The 22,883-nt window shown below is 61.2% G+C and carries 12 protein-coding genes and 1 pseudogene; 7 read left to right on the forward strand and 6 right to left on the reverse strand.

Annotated features, from left to right (window positions below):
* Positions 1-17: 17 nt before the first annotated feature.
* Positions 18-608: a hypothetical protein gene (locus BLP82_RS23770; RefSeq protein WP_092173741.1), complete on the reverse strand. Its 591-nt coding sequence runs from the start codon at positions 606-608 to the stop codon at positions 18-20.
* Between the two features lie 359 nt (positions 609-967).
* Between BLP82_RS23770 and katG the strand changes: the two genes are divergently transcribed.
* A complete protein-coding gene (katG, locus tag BLP82_RS23775; RefSeq protein ID WP_092173745.1) occupies positions 968-3,232 on the forward strand; it encodes a catalase/peroxidase HPI in 2,265 nt (754 codons plus the stop codon).
* Positions 3,233-3,329: 97 nt separating this feature from the next.
* Here katG and BLP82_RS23780 read toward each other — a convergent pair whose 3' ends face one another.
* Entirely contained in the window at positions 3,330-4,190 is an 861-nt protein-coding gene (locus BLP82_RS23780) for a phosphatase PAP2 family protein (RefSeq protein WP_092173748.1), read from the reverse strand.
* Between the two features lie 24 nt (positions 4,191-4,214).
* Positions 4,215-4,886, reverse strand: a complete 672-nt coding sequence (locus BLP82_RS23785; protein ID WP_092173866.1) for a lipopolysaccharide core heptose(II)-phosphate phosphatase PmrG — start codon at positions 4,884-4,886, stop codon at positions 4,215-4,217.
* A gap of 347 nt (positions 4,887-5,233) precedes the next feature.
* On the opposite strand from BLP82_RS23785, the pseudogene BLP82_RS32155 reads away from it, so the two are divergent.
* Positions 5,234-6,112, forward strand: a pseudogene (locus BLP82_RS32155) (methyl-accepting chemotaxis protein); the annotation flags it as partial.
* A 201-nt stretch (positions 6,113-6,313) separates the two neighbouring features.
* Entirely contained in the window at positions 6,314-7,018 is a 705-nt protein-coding gene (locus BLP82_RS32160; protein WP_371128544.1) for a methyl-accepting chemotaxis protein, read from the forward strand.
* Positions 7,019-7,071: 53 nt separating this feature from the next.
* Here BLP82_RS32160 and BLP82_RS23795 read toward each other — a convergent pair whose 3' ends face one another.
* Both BLP82_RS23795 and BLP82_RS23800 read right to left on the reverse strand, forming a co-directional pair.
* Positions 7,072-7,491 carry a type II toxin-antitoxin system VapC family toxin gene (locus tag BLP82_RS23795; RefSeq protein ID WP_092173755.1) on the reverse strand — a complete coding sequence of 140 codons (420 nt, stop codon included), beginning with the start codon at positions 7,489-7,491 and terminating at the stop codon, positions 7,072-7,074.
* Positions 7,488-7,733, reverse strand: a complete 246-nt coding sequence (locus tag BLP82_RS23800; RefSeq protein WP_092173759.1) for a FitA-like ribbon-helix-helix domain-containing protein — start codon at positions 7,731-7,733, stop codon at positions 7,488-7,490. Before BLP82_RS23800 ends, BLP82_RS23795 begins: the two co-directional genes overlap by 4 nt.
* Before the next feature lie 224 nt (positions 7,734-7,957).
* Here BLP82_RS23800 and BLP82_RS23805 point away from each other — a divergent pair, with 224 nt between their 5' ends.
* The 4 genes from BLP82_RS23805 to BLP82_RS23820 are packed head-to-tail and all read left to right on the forward strand — an operon-like array spanning position 7,958 to position 22,391.
* Positions 7,958-10,507 carry a Tc toxin subunit A gene (locus BLP82_RS23805; RefSeq protein ID WP_092173763.1) on the forward strand — a complete coding sequence of 850 codons (2,550 nt, stop codon included), beginning with the start codon at positions 7,958-7,960 and terminating at the stop codon, positions 10,505-10,507.
* A gap of 30 nt (positions 10,508-10,537) precedes the next feature.
* Entirely contained in the window at positions 10,538-15,112 is a 4,575-nt protein-coding gene (locus BLP82_RS23810; RefSeq protein ID WP_092173766.1) for a Tc toxin subunit A-related protein, read from the forward strand.
* Positions 15,109-19,596, forward strand: a complete 4,488-nt coding sequence (locus BLP82_RS23815; protein WP_092173769.1) for a SpvB/TcaC N-terminal domain-containing protein — start codon at positions 15,109-15,111, stop codon at positions 19,594-19,596. The genes BLP82_RS23810 and BLP82_RS23815 overlap by 4 nt, the downstream gene beginning before the upstream one ends.
* The gene (locus BLP82_RS23820; protein ID WP_092173772.1) at positions 19,593-22,391 is read left to right on the forward strand and encodes an RHS repeat-associated core domain-containing protein; all 2,799 of its coding nucleotides are present in this window, start codon (positions 19,593-19,595) and stop codon (positions 22,389-22,391) included. Before BLP82_RS23815 ends, BLP82_RS23820 begins: the two co-directional genes overlap by 4 nt.
* A gap of 67 nt (positions 22,392-22,458) precedes the next feature.
* Here BLP82_RS23820 and BLP82_RS23825 read toward each other — a convergent pair whose 3' ends face one another.
* Positions 22,459-22,827 (reverse strand): glyoxalase superfamily protein, encoded by a 369-nt coding sequence (locus BLP82_RS23825; protein ID WP_092173777.1) that lies wholly within the window; start codon positions 22,825-22,827, stop codon positions 22,459-22,461.
* Positions 22,828-22,883: the final 56 nt, after the last annotated feature.

The following is a 22,883-nucleotide window of genomic DNA, read 5'->3' on the forward strand; positions in this document are numbered from 1 at the left end:
TAGTGGCAACGCCTTGATCACGAATCGAGGCTTGCCACTTGATGGCCAAGCAACATCGGCCGCTCCCCGGTCATCTCACACAGCAACGCTGTGACGGCGTTCCCTTCAACCGTGCCATGGTCTTGCAGAAAGCCCGCCACGGCGCTGACCGCCGGCCAGTAACGGTGCACCAGGCAACTGCAACGAGCGATGGCCTGGGCTTGGGCGTCGAGCAGCTTGCGCGGTGGCAGCAGGCTGATCAGTTCGTGCCCCCGGTCCAGGTCACCCCGGCCGCTGCCCCTGAACAGCCGGTCGGACCTGCGGTGCCGGTAGACCGCTTCGGCCACAGGCCCGGCGAAGCAATGGAGCAGGTCACGCTCGATGGCATCGATCATCGAGGGCAGGTATTCAGCGATCCCCGGCGCGTCGAAGGCCGGGCGCGAAACGAGGTAGTCGGCTTCGACCAACCCTTCTGCGTATTGCGGGTTGCCGTGCAGGTCGAACAGCGGCCCCGCCCAGGCTTCGACCTTGGTACGCACGGTGATGCGCTTTATCGGTAGGCCATTCCACCAAAAGGCCAGGGCATGACCCGCTTCGTGGAAGGCCGTGCTGCACGGGCATTTGTTCATGATGGGGTCCGTCACGGCAGGCGCCGTTCATATCATCTGCCTCCCCCCCGGGCGCCGATAAAAGATTGTCCCTATCGACCGTTAATACTGCGCCTATTAGCTATCTGCCAAAGGAGGACTAGCCTGAATTCAGGCTGGTGCAATCCGGCCCGTGAAACCTGACAAGAGATACGAAGCGTTCAGAAACGTACTGGGCTTGCCGTGGGCCACCGTACTGGCAATTAGATGTTGCCGCGTAGCCAAACATGATCAGTTGAGCGAACTGTGAGCCCTGCGCCCTGTGTCATTTATTTCGCCTGTCGCTATTCGAAGCCCGCCGGGCTGGATAGCTGGATGAATACGACCAAAGGTAGCTTCTCATGGCAAACGAATCGAAATGCCCGTTCAATCACGCCGCTGGCGGTGGCACGACGAACCGCGACTGGTGGCCGAACCAACTGAATCTGAAGATCCTGCACCAGCACTCCTCGCTGTCCGACCCAATGGGCGAGGACTTCAACTATGCCGAAGCGTTCAAGCGCCTGGACTTCCAGGCCTTGAAACAAGACCTGAATGCGCTGATGACCGACTCGCAAGACTGGTGGCCGGCGGACTTCGGCCACTATGGGCCGCTCTTTGTCCGCATGGCCTGGCACAGTGCAGGCACCTACCGCACCGGTGATGGGCGCGGTGGGGCGGGTTCCGGCCAGCAGCGGTTTGCACCGCTCAACAGTTGGCCCGACAACGTCAGCCTCGACAAGGCGCGTCGGCTGCTGTGGCCGATCAAGCAGAAGTATGGTCGCAACATCTCCTGGGCCGACCTGATCGTCCTTACCGGCAACGTCGCGCTGGAGTCCATGGGCTTCAAGACCTTCGGCTTTTCCGGTGGTCGCGCCGATGTCTGGGAGCCGGATGAAGACGTCTACTGGGGTTCCGAAAACAAATGGCTGGGGGGCGATGTTCGCTACGGCAAGCCCGACAAAGCCGCCATGCAGGATCCCGGCGAAGGCCAATTGGTGGCCGAACCTGGCAACGAAGAAAGCCGCACTGACGAAGGACGTAACCTGGAGAACCCACTGGCCGCCGTGCAGATGGGGCTGATCTACGTCAACCCGGAAGGCCCCGAGGGCCAGCCGGACCCGGTCGCCGCCGGGCTGGATATTCGCGAAACCTTCGCCCGCATGGCGATGGACGACGAAGAAACCGTGGCACTGATTGCCGGCGGCCACGCCTTCGGCAAGACCCACGGCGCCGGGCCTGCGGACAATGTCGGCGCCGAGCCCGAAGCCGCTGGCCTGGAGCTGCAAGGCCTGGGCTGGAAGAGCACCTTCGGCACCGGCAAGGGGCCCGATACCATCACCAGTGGCCTGGAAGTCACCTGGACCACCACGCCCACTCGCTGGAGCAACAATTACCTGGAAAACCTGTTCGGCTTCGAATGGGAACTGACCAAGAGCCCGGCAGGCGCGCATCAATGGACACCGAAAAACGGCGCAGGCGCGGGCATCATCCCCGATGCCCATGACCCGGCCAAACGGCGTAATCCAACGATGCTGACCACCGACCTGGCCCTGCGCTTCGACCCGATCTACGAAAAAATCTCCCGGCGTTTCCTGGAAAACCCGGAGCAGTTGTCCGACGCCTTTGCCCGCGCCTGGTTCAAGCTGATCCACCGCGACATGGGCCCGCTCTCACGCTACCTCGGCCCGGAACTGCCCAATGAAGAACTGCTGTGGCAAGACCCTATCCCGGCGGTCGACCATCCGCTGGTCAACGACAGCGACATCGCCACCCTCAAAGGCAAGCTGCTGGCCTCGGGCCTCACGGTTTCACAACTGGTGTCCACGGCGTGGGCCGCGGCTTCCACCTTCCGTGGTTCCGACAAACGCGGCGGTGCCAACGGTGGCCGCCTGCGCCTGGCCCCGCAGAAGGATTGGCCAGCCAACCAGCCAGAACAACTGGCCCAAGTGCTGGCGACCCTGGAAAGGGTTCGGAGCGAGTTCAACGCCGCCCAAGCCGACGGCAAGAAAATCTCCCTGGCGGACCTGATCGTGCTGGCCGGCAGCGCCGGTATTGAACAGGCCGCGAAAAATGCCGGGCTCAGCGTGACGGTACCCTTCACGCCAGGACGCATGGACGCGAGCCAGGAGCAGACCGACGTCGAGTCGTTCGGTTTTCTCGAACCCATTGCCGATGGTTTCCGCAACTACCTCAAGGGCCGGTACCGCGTGTCCGCCGAGGCGCTGCTGATCGACAAGGCACAACTGCTGACCCTCACTGCCCCGCAAATGACGGCACTGATTGGCGGCCTGCGAGTGCTGGATACCAACGTCGGCCACACTGCCCACGGTGTCTTTACCCAACGGCCAGGGACGTTGAGCAACGACTTTTTCGTCAACCTGCTCGACATGGGCGTGGAATGGAAAGCCCTTTCCGACACCCAGGAAACCTTCGAAGCTCGCGACCGCAAGACCGGCCAGGTCAAATGGACCGGCACTCGCGTTGACCTGGTCTTCGGCTCCAACGCGCAGCTGCGGGCCCTGGCCGAAGTCTATGCCAGCCCGGATGCCCAGGAGCAGTTCGTCAAGGACTTCATCGCGGCGTGGGTCAAGGTGATGAACCTGGATCGGTTCGATCTGCGGTGAGAGGCGTCCAAACCCATGAGGTCGTGCAGGGAAGCGACCTCATGAACTTTTCTTCACCCCACGCCTGCCTGTGATTGGGTAAAGTCCCCTCGCTCATTCAAGAAACTAAGGTTTTAGCCCGCGCTCCCAGCGGGCTTTTTTTTGCCTGGCGTTCAGGCTGACGAAGCGCGTTGCCCAACGCAGGCTGCTCCAAGGCCGCTCGCCCATAAAACAGCAACGCCATCAGCCAACAACTCAACCAGACGAAAATCCCCGCCCAGAACGTGTGGGACATGTAGTGCCACCCCTGCAGGACCCGGGTCGTGCCGTAGACAAACCCCAGGGCCAGCGCCCCATACATCAAGGCTTTCGAATGACGCCAGCGATAGCGGCGGGCGACGAAATACAGCGCCAGCATCGTGAAGCCGCCGGACGCATGGCCGCCGGGCCAGCAACGACCGTCACCGGCGACGTTCAGCAGGTCGAAATTCTGGAACCATTCCTTGTGCTCGATCTTGCCGGCGTACTGGGTGGTTTCCACTGGGCAGTACACGCTGGTGTGGCCCTTGAGGTAATGGATCACCCCGGTGCTGAGGGAAAAGGCGAAGACCACGTAGAGAAAGTCGCGACGGTGCTTGTGGGCAAAACGCAGTGGCTTGCTCAGTCGGGTCTTATCCAGCAGGCGAAGCAGCCCAGGGTGTTTTTCCGGTTTGAAGATCGGCCAGAAAAACGCCAACAGCGCCCCTACTATGGCCGCCTCGCCGGTCCAGTTCGGGATGACCCTCGCCCACTTGTGGGTGATTTGCTCGAACAGCCGCACGTGCTCTAACGGAAAGACCTGATGTAGCGGATCGTAGAAAAGATCGCTGATGGCGATGTCGATGCGGGTCAGGTCGAACAGCAGGAACACCACAGCGGCACAGACCAGGGGAACTCCGAGGTTGAGGCCGTAGAAACGGGCGCGAGCAGACGTCAGCATGAGCGGTCCTAATCGTGGGAAAAGTTACTGAAACGCCACCGAGTGCCAGTCAGAGGCCTCGATAAACCCAAGCAAGCGTGGCGCTTGGGGCTGGGCGGTGGAAACGAACAGCGAAGCACCATAGCCGAACGCCGAAGTCGGGCGCTGGAGCGCGGTTTCCATGGCCTGCATGCATTCGCTATGGGTGACCAGAATCAGGTTGCGCCCCGCCACCTTGTGGGCCAGGGCATTACGCAGCAGGTCATGCCGGCAATTGATCAGCCAATCGTCACCGGTGCCCACCTTGTTGAACATGTACCCTGCCGTCTGGGCCGCACGCACCAGCGGGCTGTTGTAGAGGTCGACGTTGTCCAGGCCCAGTTGTTCGAACCGGGCACCGAGGCCCACCGCAACGGCACGGGCGCGGTCCGTGATGCCCTCGCGGTCATTCAGGCACGCGGCCTTGGAGTGGTCGCAGCGCTCGACATGGCGCACCAGCACGATCATCTCGCCCTTGGCCCAGCCATCGGCCAAGCCACGGGCACCGGCGATATTGCCATGGGCCAGGTCCGGCACCGCTGCCGGGCTCAGCAGCCAGAAGGTCAACGGGATCACCAGCAGCGCCGAAGCCAGCACGACCAGGGTATTTTGGTAACGGGCAAACCAGCGCGTATCGATCGAGCGCGTCAGGCCGAAAAGGCTCAGTCTCAGTTCCACATCAAGCCGCCCCGACGGCATCCACCCAGTCATTCGAAGGCGCGACAGTAGAGAGGCCGACGTAGGCAGGCAGTGAAACCGATGTGAAAAAAAGCTTCAGATCCAGGCCCCCCCGCCGATACAGCCCTGCTACATGTTCTTGCTGGCTCTTAAAAACAACAATCTTCCAGCCAATCGATGATCAAGCAGCACAACGTTCCTGGAGGAATTTGATGAATAGCTGGTTTGGCAACATTAGCGTCAACATGAAATTGGGCCTGGGCTTCGGCCTGGTGCTGGTCCTGACCTGCCTGCTGGCCCTGACCAGTTGGACCAGCCTGGGCGGTCTGATCCAGCGCAGCAACTGGATGAGCGACATCACTCAGCTCAACGCCAGCCTGACCAAACTGCGCGTCAGCCGCCTGCAATACATGCTGACCAATGGCGACGAAACCGCCGCACAAAATGTGCAGACCACCCTCGATGGTTTCGTGGCACAACAAAACGCCCTGCTCAGCAGTTTCAAGAGCCCGGCAAACGTCAAGCTGCTCAAGGAGCAGAGCGCGGTCATCGGTGCCTATCAGGTGTCCTTGAACAAAATGCGCAGCGCCTATCGCGCCGGGAACAGCGCCCGCGATGTCATGGGCGCGAACGCCGACGTCGCCTACAAACTGATCGAGGACCTCGACGCCGACGTGCGGCAAATGGCCCTCAGCGATGAACGTTTCACCCAGTTCCAGGCCATCACCGAGGCCAAACAGGCCTTCATGCTGGCCCGCTATGAAGTGCGCGGCTACACCGCCAACAGCAACGCCGACACCGAACGCAAGGCCATCGCCCAACTGGACGCCGCCATCGCTTCGCTCAAGCCGCTGAATGAACATTTCTCCAGCAGCCGCCAGGATGAACTGCGCCAGCTGGAAAACGCCCTGACCCAGTACCGCAGCGCCGTGCAGGCCTTCAAGCTGGCCACCGCCGATGTGGTCCAGGCCCGCAAGGAAATGACCGACCAGGGCGCGACCATCGTGGCCTTGAGCGAGCAGCTGTACCAGATCCAACTCGACCGCCGCGACGCTGAAAGCGCCGAGGCCCGCACCCTGCAACTGATCAGCACCTTGCTGGCGTTGCTGATGGGCGTCATTGCCGCCGTGATCATCACGCGCCAGATCACCGGCCCGCTGCGCGAAACCCTGGCCGTGGTCGAACGCATTGCCAGTGGCGACCTGTCGCAGAATGTCATCGTCACCCGCCGTGACGAACTGGGCGTGCTGCAACAAGGCATCGCACGCATGGGCGTGACCCTGCGCGACCTGATCAGCGGCATCCGCGATGGCGTGACCCAGATCGCCAGCGCCGCCGAAGAATTGTCCGCCGTGACCGAGCAGACCAGCGCCGGGGTCAACAGCCAGAAAGTCGAGACCGACCAGGTCGCCACTGCCATGCACGAGATGACCGCCACGGTCCAGGAAGTCGCGCGCAACGCCGAAGAGGCCTCCCAGGCAGCCGCCGCCGCGGATGGCGAGGCCCGCGCCGGCGACCAGGTGGTCAGCGAAGCCATCGCCCAGATCGAACGCCTGGCCAGCGAAGTGGTGCGTTCCACCGACGCCATGACCGTGCTGCAACAGGAAAGCGACAAGATCGGCAGCGTCATGGACGTGATCAAGGCCGTGGCCGAGCAGACCAACCTGTTGGCGCTCAACGCCGCCATCGAAGCGGCCCGCGCCGGTGAAGCCGGACGTGGTTTCGCCGTGGTGGCCGACGAAGTCCGTGGCCTGGCCCAGCGCACGCAGAAATCCACCGAGGAAATCGAAGGCCTGGTGGCCGGCCTGCAGAACGGTACCCAGCAAGTGGCCGCCGTGATGAACAACAGCCGCAGCCTCACCGACAGCAGCGTGGCCCTGACACGCAAGGCTGGGGAGTCCCTGGGAAACATCACCCGCACGGTGTCGAACATCCAGTCGATGAACCAGCAGATCGCCGCCGCTGCCGAGCAGCAAAGCGCCGTGGCCGAGGAGATCAGCCGCAGCATCATCAACGTGCGCGACGTCTCCGAACAGACCGCCGCCGCCAGCGAAGAAACCGCCGCTTCCAGCGTGGAACTGGCGCGGCTGGGTAGTCAATTGCAGATGATGGTGAGCCACTTCAGGGTTTGATCATGGACAACGCCCGGTTCCGATGGGATACGGGCGTTATGGATGAAGCCCCTTCAAGCGTTCCAGGGGTTGATGACTTCAACCCCTGAGCACTCAAAGTCTCGGGTATTGCGAGTTGCAATCAGCGCCCCATGAGTACGGCAAATAGCGGCAATCTGTGCATCAGCCATGCCGGCCGTCCTCCCCTTCGCCTCGCATGACGCAACGAGGGTCGCGTACTCAACCGCCGCATGGGCATCGAAAGGCAGGATCCTGCCAGCAAAATCCTCTTCGAACATTGCCATTGCATGGGCTTCAAGCTTTTGCTTGCGCTTGCCGGAAGGCAGCCGGGCGACACCATGAAGAATTTCCGCCACGGTGACAGCGCAAATGACCAGTTCCATTGCAGGCTGCAAATCAACCCAGGCCAGGACACTGGCGTTCGGCTCTGCACGCATGAACTCTGAAATCACGTTGGTATCGAGCACTATCATTCAGATAAATCCGCCGCATTGGCCCTTTCGTCACGCGCAGGCAGATCCAGCTCCACACCGCCCAGGGCACTGAATCTGTTTCGGATACGACTCCCCAATCCACCTTCAGGGCTCACTCTTGCCAAGGCACGCCCTAAAATCAGCCGGGCCTCTTCCTCCATGGAGTGGCCGTTATGGGCTGCCGCGATACGCAGTTGTTCCTTTATCTGATCGTCCAGGTTTCGAATAGTGAGGCTGGCCATAAAACACCTGCAATCAATGAAATCATTGATTGCAAGCTAGTTTAAAGCGCTCAACTTGTCCAGCGGCCACTCACCCGCCCCCGGGGCCACCGTAATTAAAAACCGCCCCACGCATCGCCCTTTCGTACACATCTTCCCCTGACGTCCTACCGTTTTTTTTTGCGCGCTCCTGTACGGTTTTCTCCCGAAACGCACATTCCGTTCGAACAGGAGATAGACCCCACATGGACGTTAGCAACGACTCGCTGCTACACAGGCTCGTCGCCTTCCCTGCCGGCAAGTACACTGCAAAAACCAAATTCAGAACAGCTCTGCAGCGCATGGGTGTGACGTCGGTGTTCGACATCGTGCGCATGGACAAAACGCAGTTCACCCTCGAACTCGCCCAACACAGCGACGTGGATGCAGGACGGGTGTACGACAGCGCTGTGAGTTATGCCGGACAAATCAGCCGCCTGTACCAAGAGCACCGCGTATCCCCCAGGAAGGACACCCAGCCAAGTTTCCGGCACAGCCTGGATTCGGATTCAACGTCAGCGTCCGCCGGTTATCAGGCACTCTTCGAAGAAAACTGGGATCAGTTCTGTGACGAAGGCGACATCGCCGCCATCGACTCACCGGTGGCGTATCTGCGCGCCCTGTACCTGTTCGCCCGGCAATTGGAGCAGCTACCAGCCCCTGCACAAGCGGCCAGGATCACCCTGGAGGAGCGGCGCCCGGACCTCGGCAAGCTGATGCTCGATCGACAGAGCGCCTTCGCCACGCGCCCGATGCTCGACATCATCAACGACACCCTGCGCAGCAACATCGCGGCGCACCTGGCCAGTACCGGCAGGGACGAGACCGTCCAGCAGGTGCTGGCCAGCGAACACTACCCCTTCTCGCTGCCCTATGACCTGCATCACCACCAATGTCTGCTTGGCTTGGGCGCAGGCAAACCCGCGCTGGGCGAGCTGAACTATCGGATCAGCCTGCAATTGCCATTTTCACGAGGCCCTTCGGCGTACGGGCGCGTCACGACGTCTCATGTCGATGCCCAAAAGCTGTTGTCCGGTCTCAGCCCGGAACAACAGAACCTGCTGCTCGCGCCAAGCGCTTCAAGCGCCAGGCCTGACGCGCTGAAGAAAAGCTATGGCACCCAGGACATCACACGCCTGGGTCAGCTCGATTTTTTCCAGGAACGCACCGGGCTGACGACGGACCAGGTGGAACAACTCCTGGCGCAAGGCCGCTACAGCCCTCGCAGCTCGATCAACAGCCCGGACGCCACGCAGAGCGTTTATGGCGCCAGCTATATCAACGGGTCGGAGCGGGCGGACGCCCTGCGCATCGAAACCCAAGGGGCGTCGCGCGTCTTCCTGCACTATTCCGATGAACGTTTCGATCGTCTCCAGCGCATGATCCGCCTGCATCGCTGGACCGGTATCCCCGTGGCCGAACTGGACACACTGATCATCAACGCCCTGCGATCCGAGGGAAGCGACACACTCAGCGCCAACACGTTGCGCACCCTTGGCGTCTACCGGTACCTGAACCAACGTCATGGCATCGCACCTGAAGAGTTTGCTTCTTTGCTGCACGACATGCCGGTTGAAGCCTGCGGGGAACGAGTCCCGTTGTTCGATCAGGTGTTCAATCGCACTCGCTTGCTTGAAAACCCCGTGTGGCAATACCCCAAGAAGCCACTGGCCATCACCGACCAGCAAACCTTCAGCTACTTGAGTGCCGGCCTCGGATTGCCCATGACCCAGGACGCGTTGCTGCTGCTTGCGCAACGAAGCGAGCAATACCTGCCGGGACTGGAACACGACCTGCCTACGGTTTCATCCCTCTACCGCCAGGCCCGCATCGCCCGGATGCTGGACCTATCGCCGCTGGAGTGCACCGAGCTGGCCCGGCTACTGGGAGGGGACGATTACGGCAAGGCGCTGGTGACCGGGCGACTGTCTCCCCCGGCATCCTCGGCACCCGACATTCTCGACGTGCTGATGGCCTTGGATTGGGCCGTCGACTGGCTCAGGCAAAACGGGCTCGATGTGCTGCAGTGGTGTCGTCTGTTCGCTGAACCAGAAGCGGGCTTGCCACTGAACCAGAACCAGGAACAACGCCTGGCGAGACTTCGAGAGGACACCGAGCACGTCCCTCAGCACCTGGTTGAAACCCTCCTGCATGACATGGCCGACCTTTCCAGCGAGCTCGTTCCCCAGGTGATGCAAATGGCCGGTACCGATGCCGAGGCGCTTGTCGCGGCCATCATGGCTGCCCCGGGCATCATGCCGCAGGCGCTGGCAAAGGTACTTCGTACCGCCGAGGCTTGCCAACACCTGCACCTGAGCAGCAGCACGCTGAACGCCTTGATGGAAAACCCGACATGGCTGGCCTCGAACGCTTCCAGAGCCCTCACCCCGCAGACGCTGTATCTGCTCGAGCGTTTCAGTCATTGCGCCCGTCACCAGGCGCAGTCCGAAGAAAACCTGCTGCACTACCTGCACGTCGCCAACCAGGACGACCAACAGGCGGAAAAAGAAGCCAACAGCCTGCTGGCCGGCCTCCTGAACTGGAACAGCGAAGAAGTGCAACGCCTCACGGCGCAATTGGAACCACGACGCGCGACGTCAATGGAAGCGCTGGACTGGGTCATCCGCTGCCAGGCGTGCTGCGTCAGCACAGGGTTGTCGGCAGAGCAACTGCTCAAGGCAACCGCACTGAATACCCACAGCCCTGTTTCGGATTGGAAAACCGTCGGCGAAGCGCTGATCGCGGCCCGCCATTGACCACCCTACTTCAATATTCAAGGATCGAATATGACCGTTGCCCTGAAAAAGCAGCTCGATGAAAGCCTGCGCGATGCCCTGCTGGCGCTTTACCTGAACAAGGTCGCGCCCGACCAGGCCACGACGAAAACACGCCAGTTCAAGACAGCCCGGGACCTCTACGAATACTGGCTGCTCGACGTACTGGTCAGCCAGGACGTGCCCACCACGCCCGTGGCCTGCGCCATTGCCAGCCTGCAGCAGTACATCAACCGCATCCTGATGAACCTGGAGCCCGGTTACGACCCGGCCAGTATCGGCGCCGAGCGTCAGAAAACATGGCGCGATGAGATGCACCAGTACCCCACCTGGGCCGCCCATCAAAAATTGCTGTACTTCCCCGCGACTTATCTCGACCCCGCCCTGAGGGCTGATAAAAGCGAGAATTTCCGTCAACTGGAAAACGAGCTCAGCCAGAACCAGATTCAACCCGATGCCGTTCAAACGGCGGTCATGGCCTACCTGACCCGCTTCGAAGAAGTCGCCAACCTGAACATTCTCAACGGCTACATCGACGGCTCGGACTTTGCCAACAGTACCTATTACTTCATCGCCAAATCCCGCTCCGAAAACAGCTACTTCTGGCGCTCGTTGAACATGGCCCAGCGACCACTCGACAGCACGCCACCGCCACCACCGGCCATCGCGCCCAAGCGGGACCAGCCGGATCCGTTCGCCTGGTCGGACTGGGAAAAAGCCGATGTACCCATTCCGGAAAATGCGGCCGAGCACTCGATTCGGCCGGTCTGGTTCAACAATCGGCTGTTCGTGACCTGGGCCGAATGCATCCACCAGGATCCCTCCGCTTCAAGCAACGCCCCTTCGCAGGCCAACACCACACCATCGGGCAAGATTCACCCACTCTTGCGCTTGAGCTATTGCTTCAAGAAACAGGACGGCAACTGGAGCACTCCGCGGGTGGCGTTGCAAGGCTATTGCGAGGATGAGGTGCTTGGCAGCAAGGACGTGAACGCGATCAAGGCATTGATACGCACCGTTGCGGTACAGCACAGCAATGGTTCGCAAGACGTCCTGTTTCTGGCCCTGTATGGTTATGAATCCCGGCCTGCGTCGGGCGTCACCAGCGACAACAACCTCGTCTTCAGCAGAACGACTTGCATCGACAAGCACCTCAGCCTTGAACCGGTTCGCTCAGCGGACTCTGCCACCGAGAAAGCATTCTTGGACGCTGCCGTCCAACGCATCCAAGCCAAAACCTCCACAGACCTCGAACTCGCAGAAGCCGCCCCGCCCAGCGACATGGCCTCTGGCATGTCGGATTTCGAAAGCGCCTATCGCGATCGGATCAAGCTGCGCTACACCAGGCACGGATCCAGGCTCACACTGCACATGACGGCAAACATCGGCATTACCGGCGTAGGATTCATAAGTCACCTGCCGCGTAACACAATGCAGTTGAGGGTGCATAACACCTCCACCGCTGTACCTCACCTTCATTTCACTTTGGTATTCCCTGCTCAAAGCCTGCCGCAAACCCCCTACATGAGGCTCAATGGAGGTTCGAGATTTTATCTCATCAACCCCCCGGTCCCTCTCGACCGAAGCTTCACGCTGTCCTTCAGGCACACGCTTGACGCACTGAGAGACAGTGAACGCTCGCCCACCGTCACGCTATCCCGCGAGACCAACCTTGAAGGTAAATTCATTTCCACGGATGCCGTAAGGCGAATGCTCGAGGCGAGCCGGCGTGAGAATACAAGCTCCTCCACCACCGCATCGGAAACCATTACCCTGCAAGCGGCGCACGCCAAACCTTTTGACGTGGGGCCCCTCGCCGTTCTCCGCGATGAACCGCTGAACAAGCAATATGTCGTCTTCCGGCAACCACCCACCTTAGCGGACCGGCCCCTGACCTACGACGACCTGACCGTCGTGGCCGAGTCCATACCCGCGGAGCACCTGGCGCAGTCCTTCGATTTCGAGTGGCCCGGTAACGATCCCGGTCACGACCGCACCACCCTTCTTCTCGGGGTAGCGTTCGTCCATCCCCTCGAACCGGCAACGAAGCTCTATTCCGTCCTCAAGGCTATTACGCTGAAACTCCCTTTAAAGCCTCAGCAACCTCCGACCATTACCCACGTCACGACATCCGGCCTGGGAACCACCCAATTCATCGACTTCGCCAAGTCCGCTATCAAGAACAGTGACGGCAAAAACCGATTGCGCCCGCCCATCCGGTTGAACACCGCATTCGCCGCCGAACTGATCCGCCGCACTGAAAACAGTCTGGATGAACTGTTCGACTGGACGGCACAACACCTGCAGGAACCCTCGATGCCCAGTGACTTGACCAGCGTCATGGATTTCCATGGCGCCTATGGTCGTTACTTCACCGAGTTGTTCCTCTATCTACCCTGGCTGGTCGCCCATCGCTTGAACGCCGAGCATCGGTATGAGGAAGCTGAACACTGGCTCAACTATGTCTTCGACCCGGGTCGCAAGAAGACCGAATGCTGGAGAAGCGTCCCTTTGCTCGACGGTGACATGCCTTCGTATTCCCACCAGGCCCCCCACGATCCCCATCAGATTGCCCGCAGTCATCCCGTGCACTTTCGCAAGGCCCTGTACTTCCTGTACCTCGACATCCTGATCAACCGAGGCGATGCCGCGTACCGCGAGATGACCCCTGACGGGCTCAGCGAGGCAAAGCTGTGGTACGTGCGGGTGCTGGACCTGCTGGGGCCACGCCCGGTCGTCCAACCGGCCGATCCCTGGACTGCCATCAGCTTGAAAGCGCTGAGCGACACCGCCGATGACAGTCTGCGCACCTTCGAATACGCCGTGACCGGCTTGACCGACAATCACACACTGGCCCTTCGCGAAGGCAGCTCGCGGCTGACCCTGCCGGCGATCGACAGCCCGTACTTGCATTTGCCGTTCAATCCGCAACTGCTCAGGTGCTGGGACCTGGCTGAAAGTCGCCTGTACAACCTGCGACATAACCTCGACATGGCCGGCAAGCCGCTGCACTTGCCGATCATCGCGGCGCCACTGGACCCGCGCACCCTCTCTAGCGCCAATGCCCTGAGTCTCTCTGACAGCCCGTCGACAGGCCTGCCGAGCGTCACCATTCCCCACTATCGTTTCACCGTCATGCACCGCCATGCCCAGAACGCCGTGGAGAGCCTCAGCCAATTCGGCACCCTGCTGCTGTCGCTGATCGAGCGCAAGGAACAGGCCCAGTTGCAAGAGCTGCAACAACAGCAAGCCTGGAACCTGGCGAAAATTTCCGTCGACCTGCAGCGCCAGGCCTTGAATATCGAGCGCCAAAGCCGCCAGGCGCTGCTGGCCAGCAAGGCTATTGTCCAGGGTCGTGCCAGCCATTACAAAAAACTGCTGGAGGACAACCTGAGTGACTCCGAGAAAAATGCAGGTTCCCTCTACGTAGCCAGCGCAGCTTCAGAGCTCGCGGCAATGACCTGTCAGATCGCGGCAGGCGGACTGATGACGCTGCCCAACGTCTTTGGCTTCAGCAACGGTGGCAGCCGGTGGGAAGGACCAATGCTCGCGGCCTCCGCCGCGGCCCATAGCGCCGCTATCATCAGCCGCACCGCGGCGGACCAGTACGACCGCCTGGCATCGTTCAATCGACGTAGACAGGAATGGATCCAGGCGTACGATCAGTCACAACTGGAACTGGCCCAGATCGACGCACAACTGGCGCAATTCACCGAGCAGCAAACCGCCACTCGCCTGCAACTGCGGCTGGCCGAATCGACCCTGGGCCAAGCCAAGGCCCACTACGACTTCCTCAGTAAACGCTTTACCAAGGCGCAACTGTATCAATGGCTCAACAGCCAGTTGGCCGCGCTGTATCGCCAGGCCTACGACGCGACATTGAGCCTGTGCCTGGCGGCCGAAGCCTGTTGGCAATATGAGATCGCCGACTTCGATACGCGCTTCATTCAACCTGGCGCCTGGCATGCGACCTATCGCGGGCTTGGGGCGGGCGAACTGCTGAAGCTCAACCTGCTGAAAATGCACGCCGGGTACCTGCAACGTCACGAGCGGGAGCTGGAGATCCGCAAGACAATATCGTTGCGACAACTCAAGGGCAAAACCGCTGCCAGCTCTCTCAACAAGGACTGGGCGCAATTGCACGCCGACCTGAAACAGGGCGGATGCGAATTCGAGCTGACCCATCAATTGTTCGAAGACGACTACAAGGACCAGCGACATTATCTGCGACGCATCAAAACCATCAGCGTGACCTTGCCCACCGTGGTGGGGCCTTATGAAAACATTCGAGCCACGCTGACCCAGACCGCCAGCACGGTGTTCCTGTCGCCGGACGATCGAGGCCGGGCCATGGAAAGCTGGCGCGCCAACCAGCAGATCGCCCTTTCTACGGGGGTCGACGACAACGGTCTGTTCACCCTGAGCTTCAACGATGATCGCTACCTGCCGTTCGAATACACCGGTGCGATTTCCAAGTGGCAGTTGACCTTCCCGAACCCCGAGGCCCAAAAAGACCTGTTGGAGTCGCTGACCGACGTCATCGTGCACGTGAGCTATACCGCCAGGGTCGGTGGAGGTGTGCAATGAATGAACACGCCCCGCTGCCTGTCACCGCACCGTCCCTGCCCAAGGGGGGCGGCGCCATTCAAAGCATTGGCAAAGGATCGAGCCCCGTCGGTGCCCACGGTACGGCCTCCTATGAGATTGCCCTGCCCATTTCGCCTGGGCGTGGCTTTGCGCCTCCCTTGACCCTGAGCTATCTCAGCTCGCTCGGCAACGGGGTGTTCGGCATCGGCTGGGGACTGTCATTGCCCAGCGTGACGCGACGCACCAGCAAGGGTGTACCGGCGTACACCGAGGATGACGAGATCGTCGGCCCCAGCGGGGTGGGGTGGCTACCGGAGCGCGATGCACGAGACGTCATCGCCGCCACCCGCATCGACCACTACAACGGCCTGGACCTGGGTACGCGCTATACCGTCACCCAATACTTTCCCAGGGTCGAAAGCCACTTCGACCGAATCGAGCATTGGTCCTCGCAAGACGATAAAGCCGGTTTCTGGCTGGTACACAGTGCCGACGGCAGCCTCCACCTGTTTGGCAAGCACCCGTCAGCACGGCGCGCCGATCCCCAGGACACGAGCCGTATCGGCGAATGGCTGCTGGAGGAGAGCCTGAACGCCCACGGTGAGCACATCCTCTACCAATACAAGACAGACACCACGGCCCAACGCTATCTGAGCCAGGTCAGCTATGGCAATTTCAAGGCTGACCCACACCTATACGGGTGGACAGCGGATCGACTCGCGAACGTGCAATGGCACTTCGAATTGGTGTTCGACTACGGCGAACGAACCACCGCCCACACAGAAAAACCCTCGTATGAGGGCCAGCAGTGGCAAGCCCGAAGCGATGCTTTTTCCAGTTTCGCCTACGGTTTTGAGTTGCGCACCGAACGGCTGTGTCGCCAGGTCCTGATGTATCACCGTTTCCCCGAGGAGTTGGGCACGGTCCCCATCCTCGTGCGGCGCCTGCTATTGGATTACCGCCAGACACCCCTGGGTTACCAACACTTGAGCGCCGCCCATGACCAAGCGTTCGGCGAAGGTGAAGCGGCCGAAAGCCGACCGCCTCTCGAATTCAGCTACAGCGCCTTCCAGCTTGCGCCTGAACCCCGCGCCTGGCGGCGCTTCCAGGACATGCCAGGGCTCAACGACGGCCATGCCTATCAACTGGTGGACCTGTACGGCGAAGGCCTGCCGGGGGTGCTCCATCGAACCGACAACGGCTGGCATTACCGCGAGCCCGTGCGGGCCAATACCAAAGGCAACGACGTGACCTACGGGCCGTGGCGAACGCTGCCCCACATCCCGGCGACCGACACGGCCACACCGGTGCACCAGGCCCTGAGCGACCTCACGGGTGATGGTCGTTTGGATTGGCTCGTCGCCCAGCCGCAAGTGAGCGGCTTTTTCGCCCTCGATGCCGAACGAAGCTGGTCGGGCTTCGCCACGTTCAATGCACTTGCGCCAGAGTTTTTCAGTCCCCAAGGGCAGTTGGCCGACCTGATGGGTGCCGGGCTCGGCGACCTGGCTGTGATCGGCCCGCGCAGTGTTCGCCTGTACGCCAACCAGCGGGAACACGGCTTTTCGCCTCCCGTGGAAGTCCCTCGCGAGGAAAACGAAGACGCCCTGCCCTTATTCAGCGCCTCAGCCGGTGAACTGGTGGCCTTCAGCGATGTACTGGGCAGCGGCCAGCAGCACCTGGTGCGCATTCGTCACAACGAAGTGAAGTGCTGGCCCAACCTCGGCCGTGGGCGTTTCGGCAACGCCAGGGTGCTGGACTTCCCCGGGCTGGCCTACGACAGCTTCGACGCCGCGCGTATCCGCCTGGCGGACCTGGATGGCTCCGGCGCTGTGGACCTGATCTATCTGCAAGCGGACCAAGCCCTGATTTTCATGAACCGCTGCGGCCATGGTTTCAGCCCCGCGGTCGCCCTGCCCTGGCCGGAAGGCCTGCGCTACGATCCTCTGTGCCAGGTCAGCATCGCCGACCTGCAAGGGCTCGGTTGTTCCAGCCTGATCCTGAGCACACCGCACATGACACCGCGGCATTGGCGCTACGACTTCGTCAGCGCCAAACCGTACCTGCTCACCGGCATCCACAACAACATGGGCGCCGACCAGCGCATCCACTACCGCAGCTCGGCCCAGGAATGGCTGGATGAAAAACTGCAGCGGATGACGGACGGCAAGCCCCTCACCTGTCGCTTGCCCTTGGCCCTGCAGCTGGTTTGCGCTCAGACCCAAGTGGATGAAATAACCGGCAATCGACTGACCCAGGCATTCTCCTATCGCCAGGGTTACTACGACGGCATCGAACGTGAGTTTCGGGGCTTTGGACTGTTGCTGCAAACCGACACTGAAGCGAGCCCCGGCGACACAGACGTCCAGGCCTTCACCGCCACATGCCTGAAAAAGACCTGGTTTCATACCGGGCGAAGGGTGAACCTGCCACGCAATGGCTACAGCCGCGCAGACAAGCAAGCCGTGCCACTGGGCAAGACCTTGCTGTGCCACCGGCCGCCAGAGTCGTTGCAGGATCGCATCATTGCCTCGCCAGATGCGGCGACCGAACTGGAAATGTCCCGCGCCCTGTGTGGCCGGGTATTGCGCAGCGAGGTCTTCGGCATCGACAGACCGTTGAAAACCACCCGTCTGTATTCGGTGGAGGAAAACCGTTATGGGCTGCGCCTGCTGCAAGCGCCTGACAGCGTTCGCCGGCAGGCCCGAATGTTGCCCCTGCTGCTGGAGTCCATCCGCTACCAGTACGAAGGCATTGTCGATGACCCGCAATGCCGGCACACCCTGAACCTGCAACACGACCGGTACGGCGCACTGACCCACAGCGTGGACATCCACTACGCCCGACGAAAAACCGCCAGCGATACACCACCGTTCAGCGACGCCGACCCGCAACAGTGGTGGCGCGATGCGCATGACCCGGCGCAGCAGCTCTACTACCTGAACGAAACCCGTGCCGAATTCATCCACTTGCAGGCGCCCCAGCAATGGCGACTCGGCCTGCCTTATCGCCAGCGCACCCAAGCGTTGCAACGGCCCAAGCGCCCTGAAGACGAGGGGTTGAGCCCACGGGACCTGTCGTTCGAAACGCTCAGCGAACTCACGAAACAAACCGCCTGGAAAACCCAAGGCGTGCTGACCAGCTTATCCGTGCAGCGCTACAGACACGCGTCGAGCGCAGCGACCCTGCCGGACGGCGTCGCGGATTTTCAGGCCCTGGTCGACCATCTGGAAAGCGCCGAACTGGATGAAAACGCCCTGGGCGCCTTCCAATTACTGCCACAGGACAGCCGCCCCAAAGGAAAACTATTGGAGCGAATGGGTTATCACCGAATGAGCGATTTTCTTCTCGACACCTCGCCGGAGAAAAAACTCTGGTCCGTCAAAAGCGCTTTCACCACCTACGCGCCATTGGCGGGTTTCTACAAAACCAGAAGCGTACAACCGAGCGAAAGCCAAGGCGTGTACGAGATAGGCCATGACCCATACGCTTGTGTTGTCACCACCTTCAAACTGCCCGACGGCTGCACCACCCAGGCGTTCTACGATTACCGTTCACTCCAGCCCCTGCGCATCATCGACCCCAACGGTAACGTACAAGAAGGCCTGTTCGATGCGTTCGGCCAAGTATCGGCGACCTCTTTCCATGGTGACGAGCATCACACACCCGTGGGTTTCAAGCCGCTCGCACAGTTCAAACGGCCACCGTTCAGCAGCCCCGCGGCCGCCATCAGCCAAAGTGGGGACGCTCTGCAAGACGCCGCCATGACCCTCTATTACGCGCCCTTCAGTTGGATGGGGCGTGTATCGAAGGTTGCCCGGGCGGACAGCGACTGGCTGGCACGTTGCGTGGGTAACGGCGACCTGCTGCCCAGCGGCCATATCCGCGCATCGGCCCGAGCCCGCCTGGCGGAGCTTCAGACCTACTCCGCCGACGATCTCAAGCTGAAAAACGAAATCGAAGCCGCGCCCCGTGAACCGATACACATCGCCACGCTGGTGGCCGACCGCTACCCGGATGACCCCCGAAGACAAATCCGCATCGCCGTCAGTGGCTTCGATGGTTTCGGGCGCCCCCTGCAAAGCAAGCAACTCGTCGAACCGGGCCAGGCTTACGTCGTCGACGCCAAGGGCGACCTGACGCTGACGGACAAAAAGCCCAAGGAGCAGATCGCAGCCAGGCGCTGGCGTGTCAGCGAACGGGTGGAATACAACAGCAAGGGCCTGGCGGTGCGTATCTACCGCCCATATTTCGCCGACCGGCACAGCCACATCAACGATGCGTCCTTGCGCCAGTCCGGGCATTTCGACCAACACTTCTACGACCCACTCGGACGCCCCAGCCACGTGTTGCTCGCCAGGCAAAATGGCCTCGCCTATCTGCGCCGGCATACACGCCATCCCTGGTACACCGTGGACGAGGACGAGAATGACACGCTGCAGGAAGTCCTGTCCGAACACGCCACCACGGCCGGAGGTGGCGCATGAACCCACGCCTTCATCACAAGACGCCCACGATCAACGCTCTCGACGGCCGTGGCCTGCCCGTGCGGCAAATCGCTTACTACCGCCGCGACGCCCAGGCCCCCTCCCAGGCGCGCATTGCCCAGCAAGACTATGACGCGGCGGGACGAGCGGTGGCGCAGCGTGATCCTCGACTGTTTGCCATGGCGACCGGCGGGGCAAACCTGCGGACGGTCTTCAGTTTGTCCGGCAAGACACTGTTGCTCGACAGTATCGATGCCGGGTGGCGCGTGTACCTGCCTGGCGATGCCGGGCAGCTATCGCACTGCTGGGATCAGCGAGGCACCTATTGGCGAACTACCTACGACACGCAACTGCGCATGACGGCTGTCCATGAGCAAGCGGCAGGCGACGTGTCGCGCAGGGTCGAATGCCGGCACTACGGCGACAGTTCGCCGGAGTCCGCGGTGCATAACCGCTGCGGTGCGCTGACCCGTCACGATGACAGCGCCGGCACCCTACTGATCCACGGCTATGGGCTTTGCGCCAAACCTCTCAGCCAGACCCGGCACCTGCTGGCCACCGCCGAACGCCTGGACTGGCCAGCGCAGGAGATAGACCGCGATCGCTTGCTGGAACAGGGGAACGGCTACACCACGAGCTGGCGCTACGACGCCCTCGCCGAGCTCATCCAGCAGACCGATGCCGCCCAGCACCAGCAGCGCTACTCGTTCGATGTCGCCGGTCAGCTCAAGTCCGTGGGCCTGCAGATAAGCAACACGGCGACCGAAAAAGTCATCATGAGCGATCTGGTCTATAACGCGTCCGGCCAGATCGAGTCCCAGACGGCCGGCAACGGGGTCGTCAGTCGCGCCGTGTACGATCCGGCCAACGGTAGACTGACCAAACTGCTCACGTCGCGGGCGGCCAGCACCTTGCAGGACCTGCGCTACACCTACGACCCGGTGGGCAACGTGACGCACCTCGAGGACAAGGCCCAACCGGTGCAGTTCGGCAATAACCAGCGGGTCGAAGCCGCCAGCACGTTCGCCTACGACAGCCTTTACCAATTGATCAGTGCGACGGGCCGCGAGGCCGCCGGATTGACCAGCCCCCCGGACCTTCCAGCCCTCGGCAAAACACCCATCGACCCCAGTCAGCTGTTCAACTTCACCGAACATTACGAGTACGACGCCGGCGGCAATCTGATTGAGTTGCGCCATCGTCGCGACGGCAACCACTACACCCGGACCCTGAACGTGGCCGCCGCGAGCAATCGCCTGCGCGCCTGGAACAAAGGCCAATCGACGCCCGACGTGGCAGTGGACTTCGATGCCAACGGCAACCAGCAAACGCTTGCCCCGGGCCAGGCGCTGACATGGAACCTGCGCAACCAGCTCGACGGCGTGGTGTTGGTGCGGCGTGAAAACGCTGCCGATGACATCGAGCGCTATCGCTACGACAGCGGCGGCCAACGGGTACGCAAGCTCCAGACAACCCTGGGCGCAACACGGGTTCACACTCGGGAAGTCCGTTATCTCCCGGGCCTCGAAATTCGCACGCGCGATAATGAACGCCTGGAAGTCATCACCCTGCAAGCCGGTCGCTACAACGTGCGCTACCTGCACTGGACCGAAGGCCGACCGTCCGGTATCGCCGCCAACCAGATTCGCTATGGCCTTGGTGACCACCTGGGCTCCAGCTCACTGGAACTCGACGACCAGGGCGGCCTGATCAGCCAGGAAAGCTACCTGCCCTACGGCGCAACCGCTTGGCAGGCCTCCCGCTCGGCCGTGGAAGCCGACTACCGGACCCTTCGCTACTCCGGCAAGGAACGCGATGCCAGTGGCCTGTATTACTACGGGCAGCGGTACTACGCGCCGTGGTTGCAACGCTGGATCAGCCCCGACCCGGCAGGGGCGGTCGATGGCTTGAACCTGTATGGCATGGTGGGAAACAACCCCCTCAGGTTTGTCGACCGCCAAGGGTGGATGAAGGAGGATTTCATCCAATGGATGAAAGAGGATGGCCACGCCCGTTCCCTGAAAATGATGCAGCCGCCACCGACGAAACAGGCTAAAAAACGTGCCGGCACTCATCAGGAAGGTCCTCCAGACCCCGACGCCAGCCCCAGTTTCAGCAAAACCAAACGCAAGGAGCTGGTCGTTCACTCCCATGGCTTAGTCGAGGGCTTGGGTGTGGGCCTCAACGAGTTCTACAACCTCACCGGGCCCAAATCCGGCCCGGAGGGATACCGCGGCGTAGACAAGGCCTATGACGGTACCGCCCAAAGCGAAAGTTTCTACCTGAACTTCGGAAGCTACAGGATCGGCAATACCCACGATTACCTGGCCGACCTGGCCGAACGATACAGCGCGACGAAAAACGACCCGATCCATAAAATCGAACTGGATCTTGACGAGTTAAAGAGCGAGCCGACGCTGAGCAGGACCGTCGAGGACGTCCATGAACTGCAGCCATACACCCAGAACCTCATCGCCACGCACATCGAGAAATCCGGCAACATCATTCCCATACGCACCGGGGGGCCAGGGGCTCATGGAGAAGTCCGCCTGATCAACTCGGTCGTTGCGCTCTACCCGGGTCAAGCTGAAATGAAGCTGTCGAACACGCAACTGTTCACCCACAAGATAACCGGCGTGGACGAACCGAAACCTTTCATTGCCTGTTTCAATTGCAGCGGCATTATCCCGGAAAGCGTCAGTATCCAGACGGGGCGCCACGCTATGGACTATGCGAAATACAACGAGCATGTCTTGGGTATCAATCGTGCTCCGCGCCCTGGTCTCAGTTCCTGATTGCACCTGGCCAACTCAAACCCGCTCGGATCCTGCCAGGCCTGGGGGATCCGAGCGGGGGCGCCTCTCAGACAGTGATCGCATTGGTAAACACCAACCGGTTCCCAAACGGATCGACCACCGTCATGTCCTGGCTCCCCCAGGGCATGGCCTGGATCTGGGGGTGGGCGTAGCGATGCGCCTTGTCCTGCAATTGCTGTTGGAACGCTTCCAGCTCATCGGTCTCGATCCGCAGGGCCGAGCCCGGCGTGCAATCGCCATGGTGCTCGCTCAGGTGCAACACGCAGTCGCCACGGGAGACCTGCAAGTACAACGGGAAGTTATCACCGAAGCGATGTTGCCAGTCGACGGTAAAGCCCAGGAAGTCGACATAAAACGCCAACGCCTTGGTTTCATCGAAGATCCGCAGGATCGGGGTGGTTTTACCGAAGCTCATGGGTTGCTCCCTGGCTGAAAAGACCCAGTTTAGTGGGTTGACCCCAATGCTTCGGC

Source organism: Pseudomonas sp. NFACC37-1, from assembly GCF_900101575.1.
Classification (GTDB): domain Bacteria; phylum Pseudomonadota; class Gammaproteobacteria; order Pseudomonadales; family Pseudomonadaceae; genus Aquipseudomonas; species Aquipseudomonas fluorescens_AA.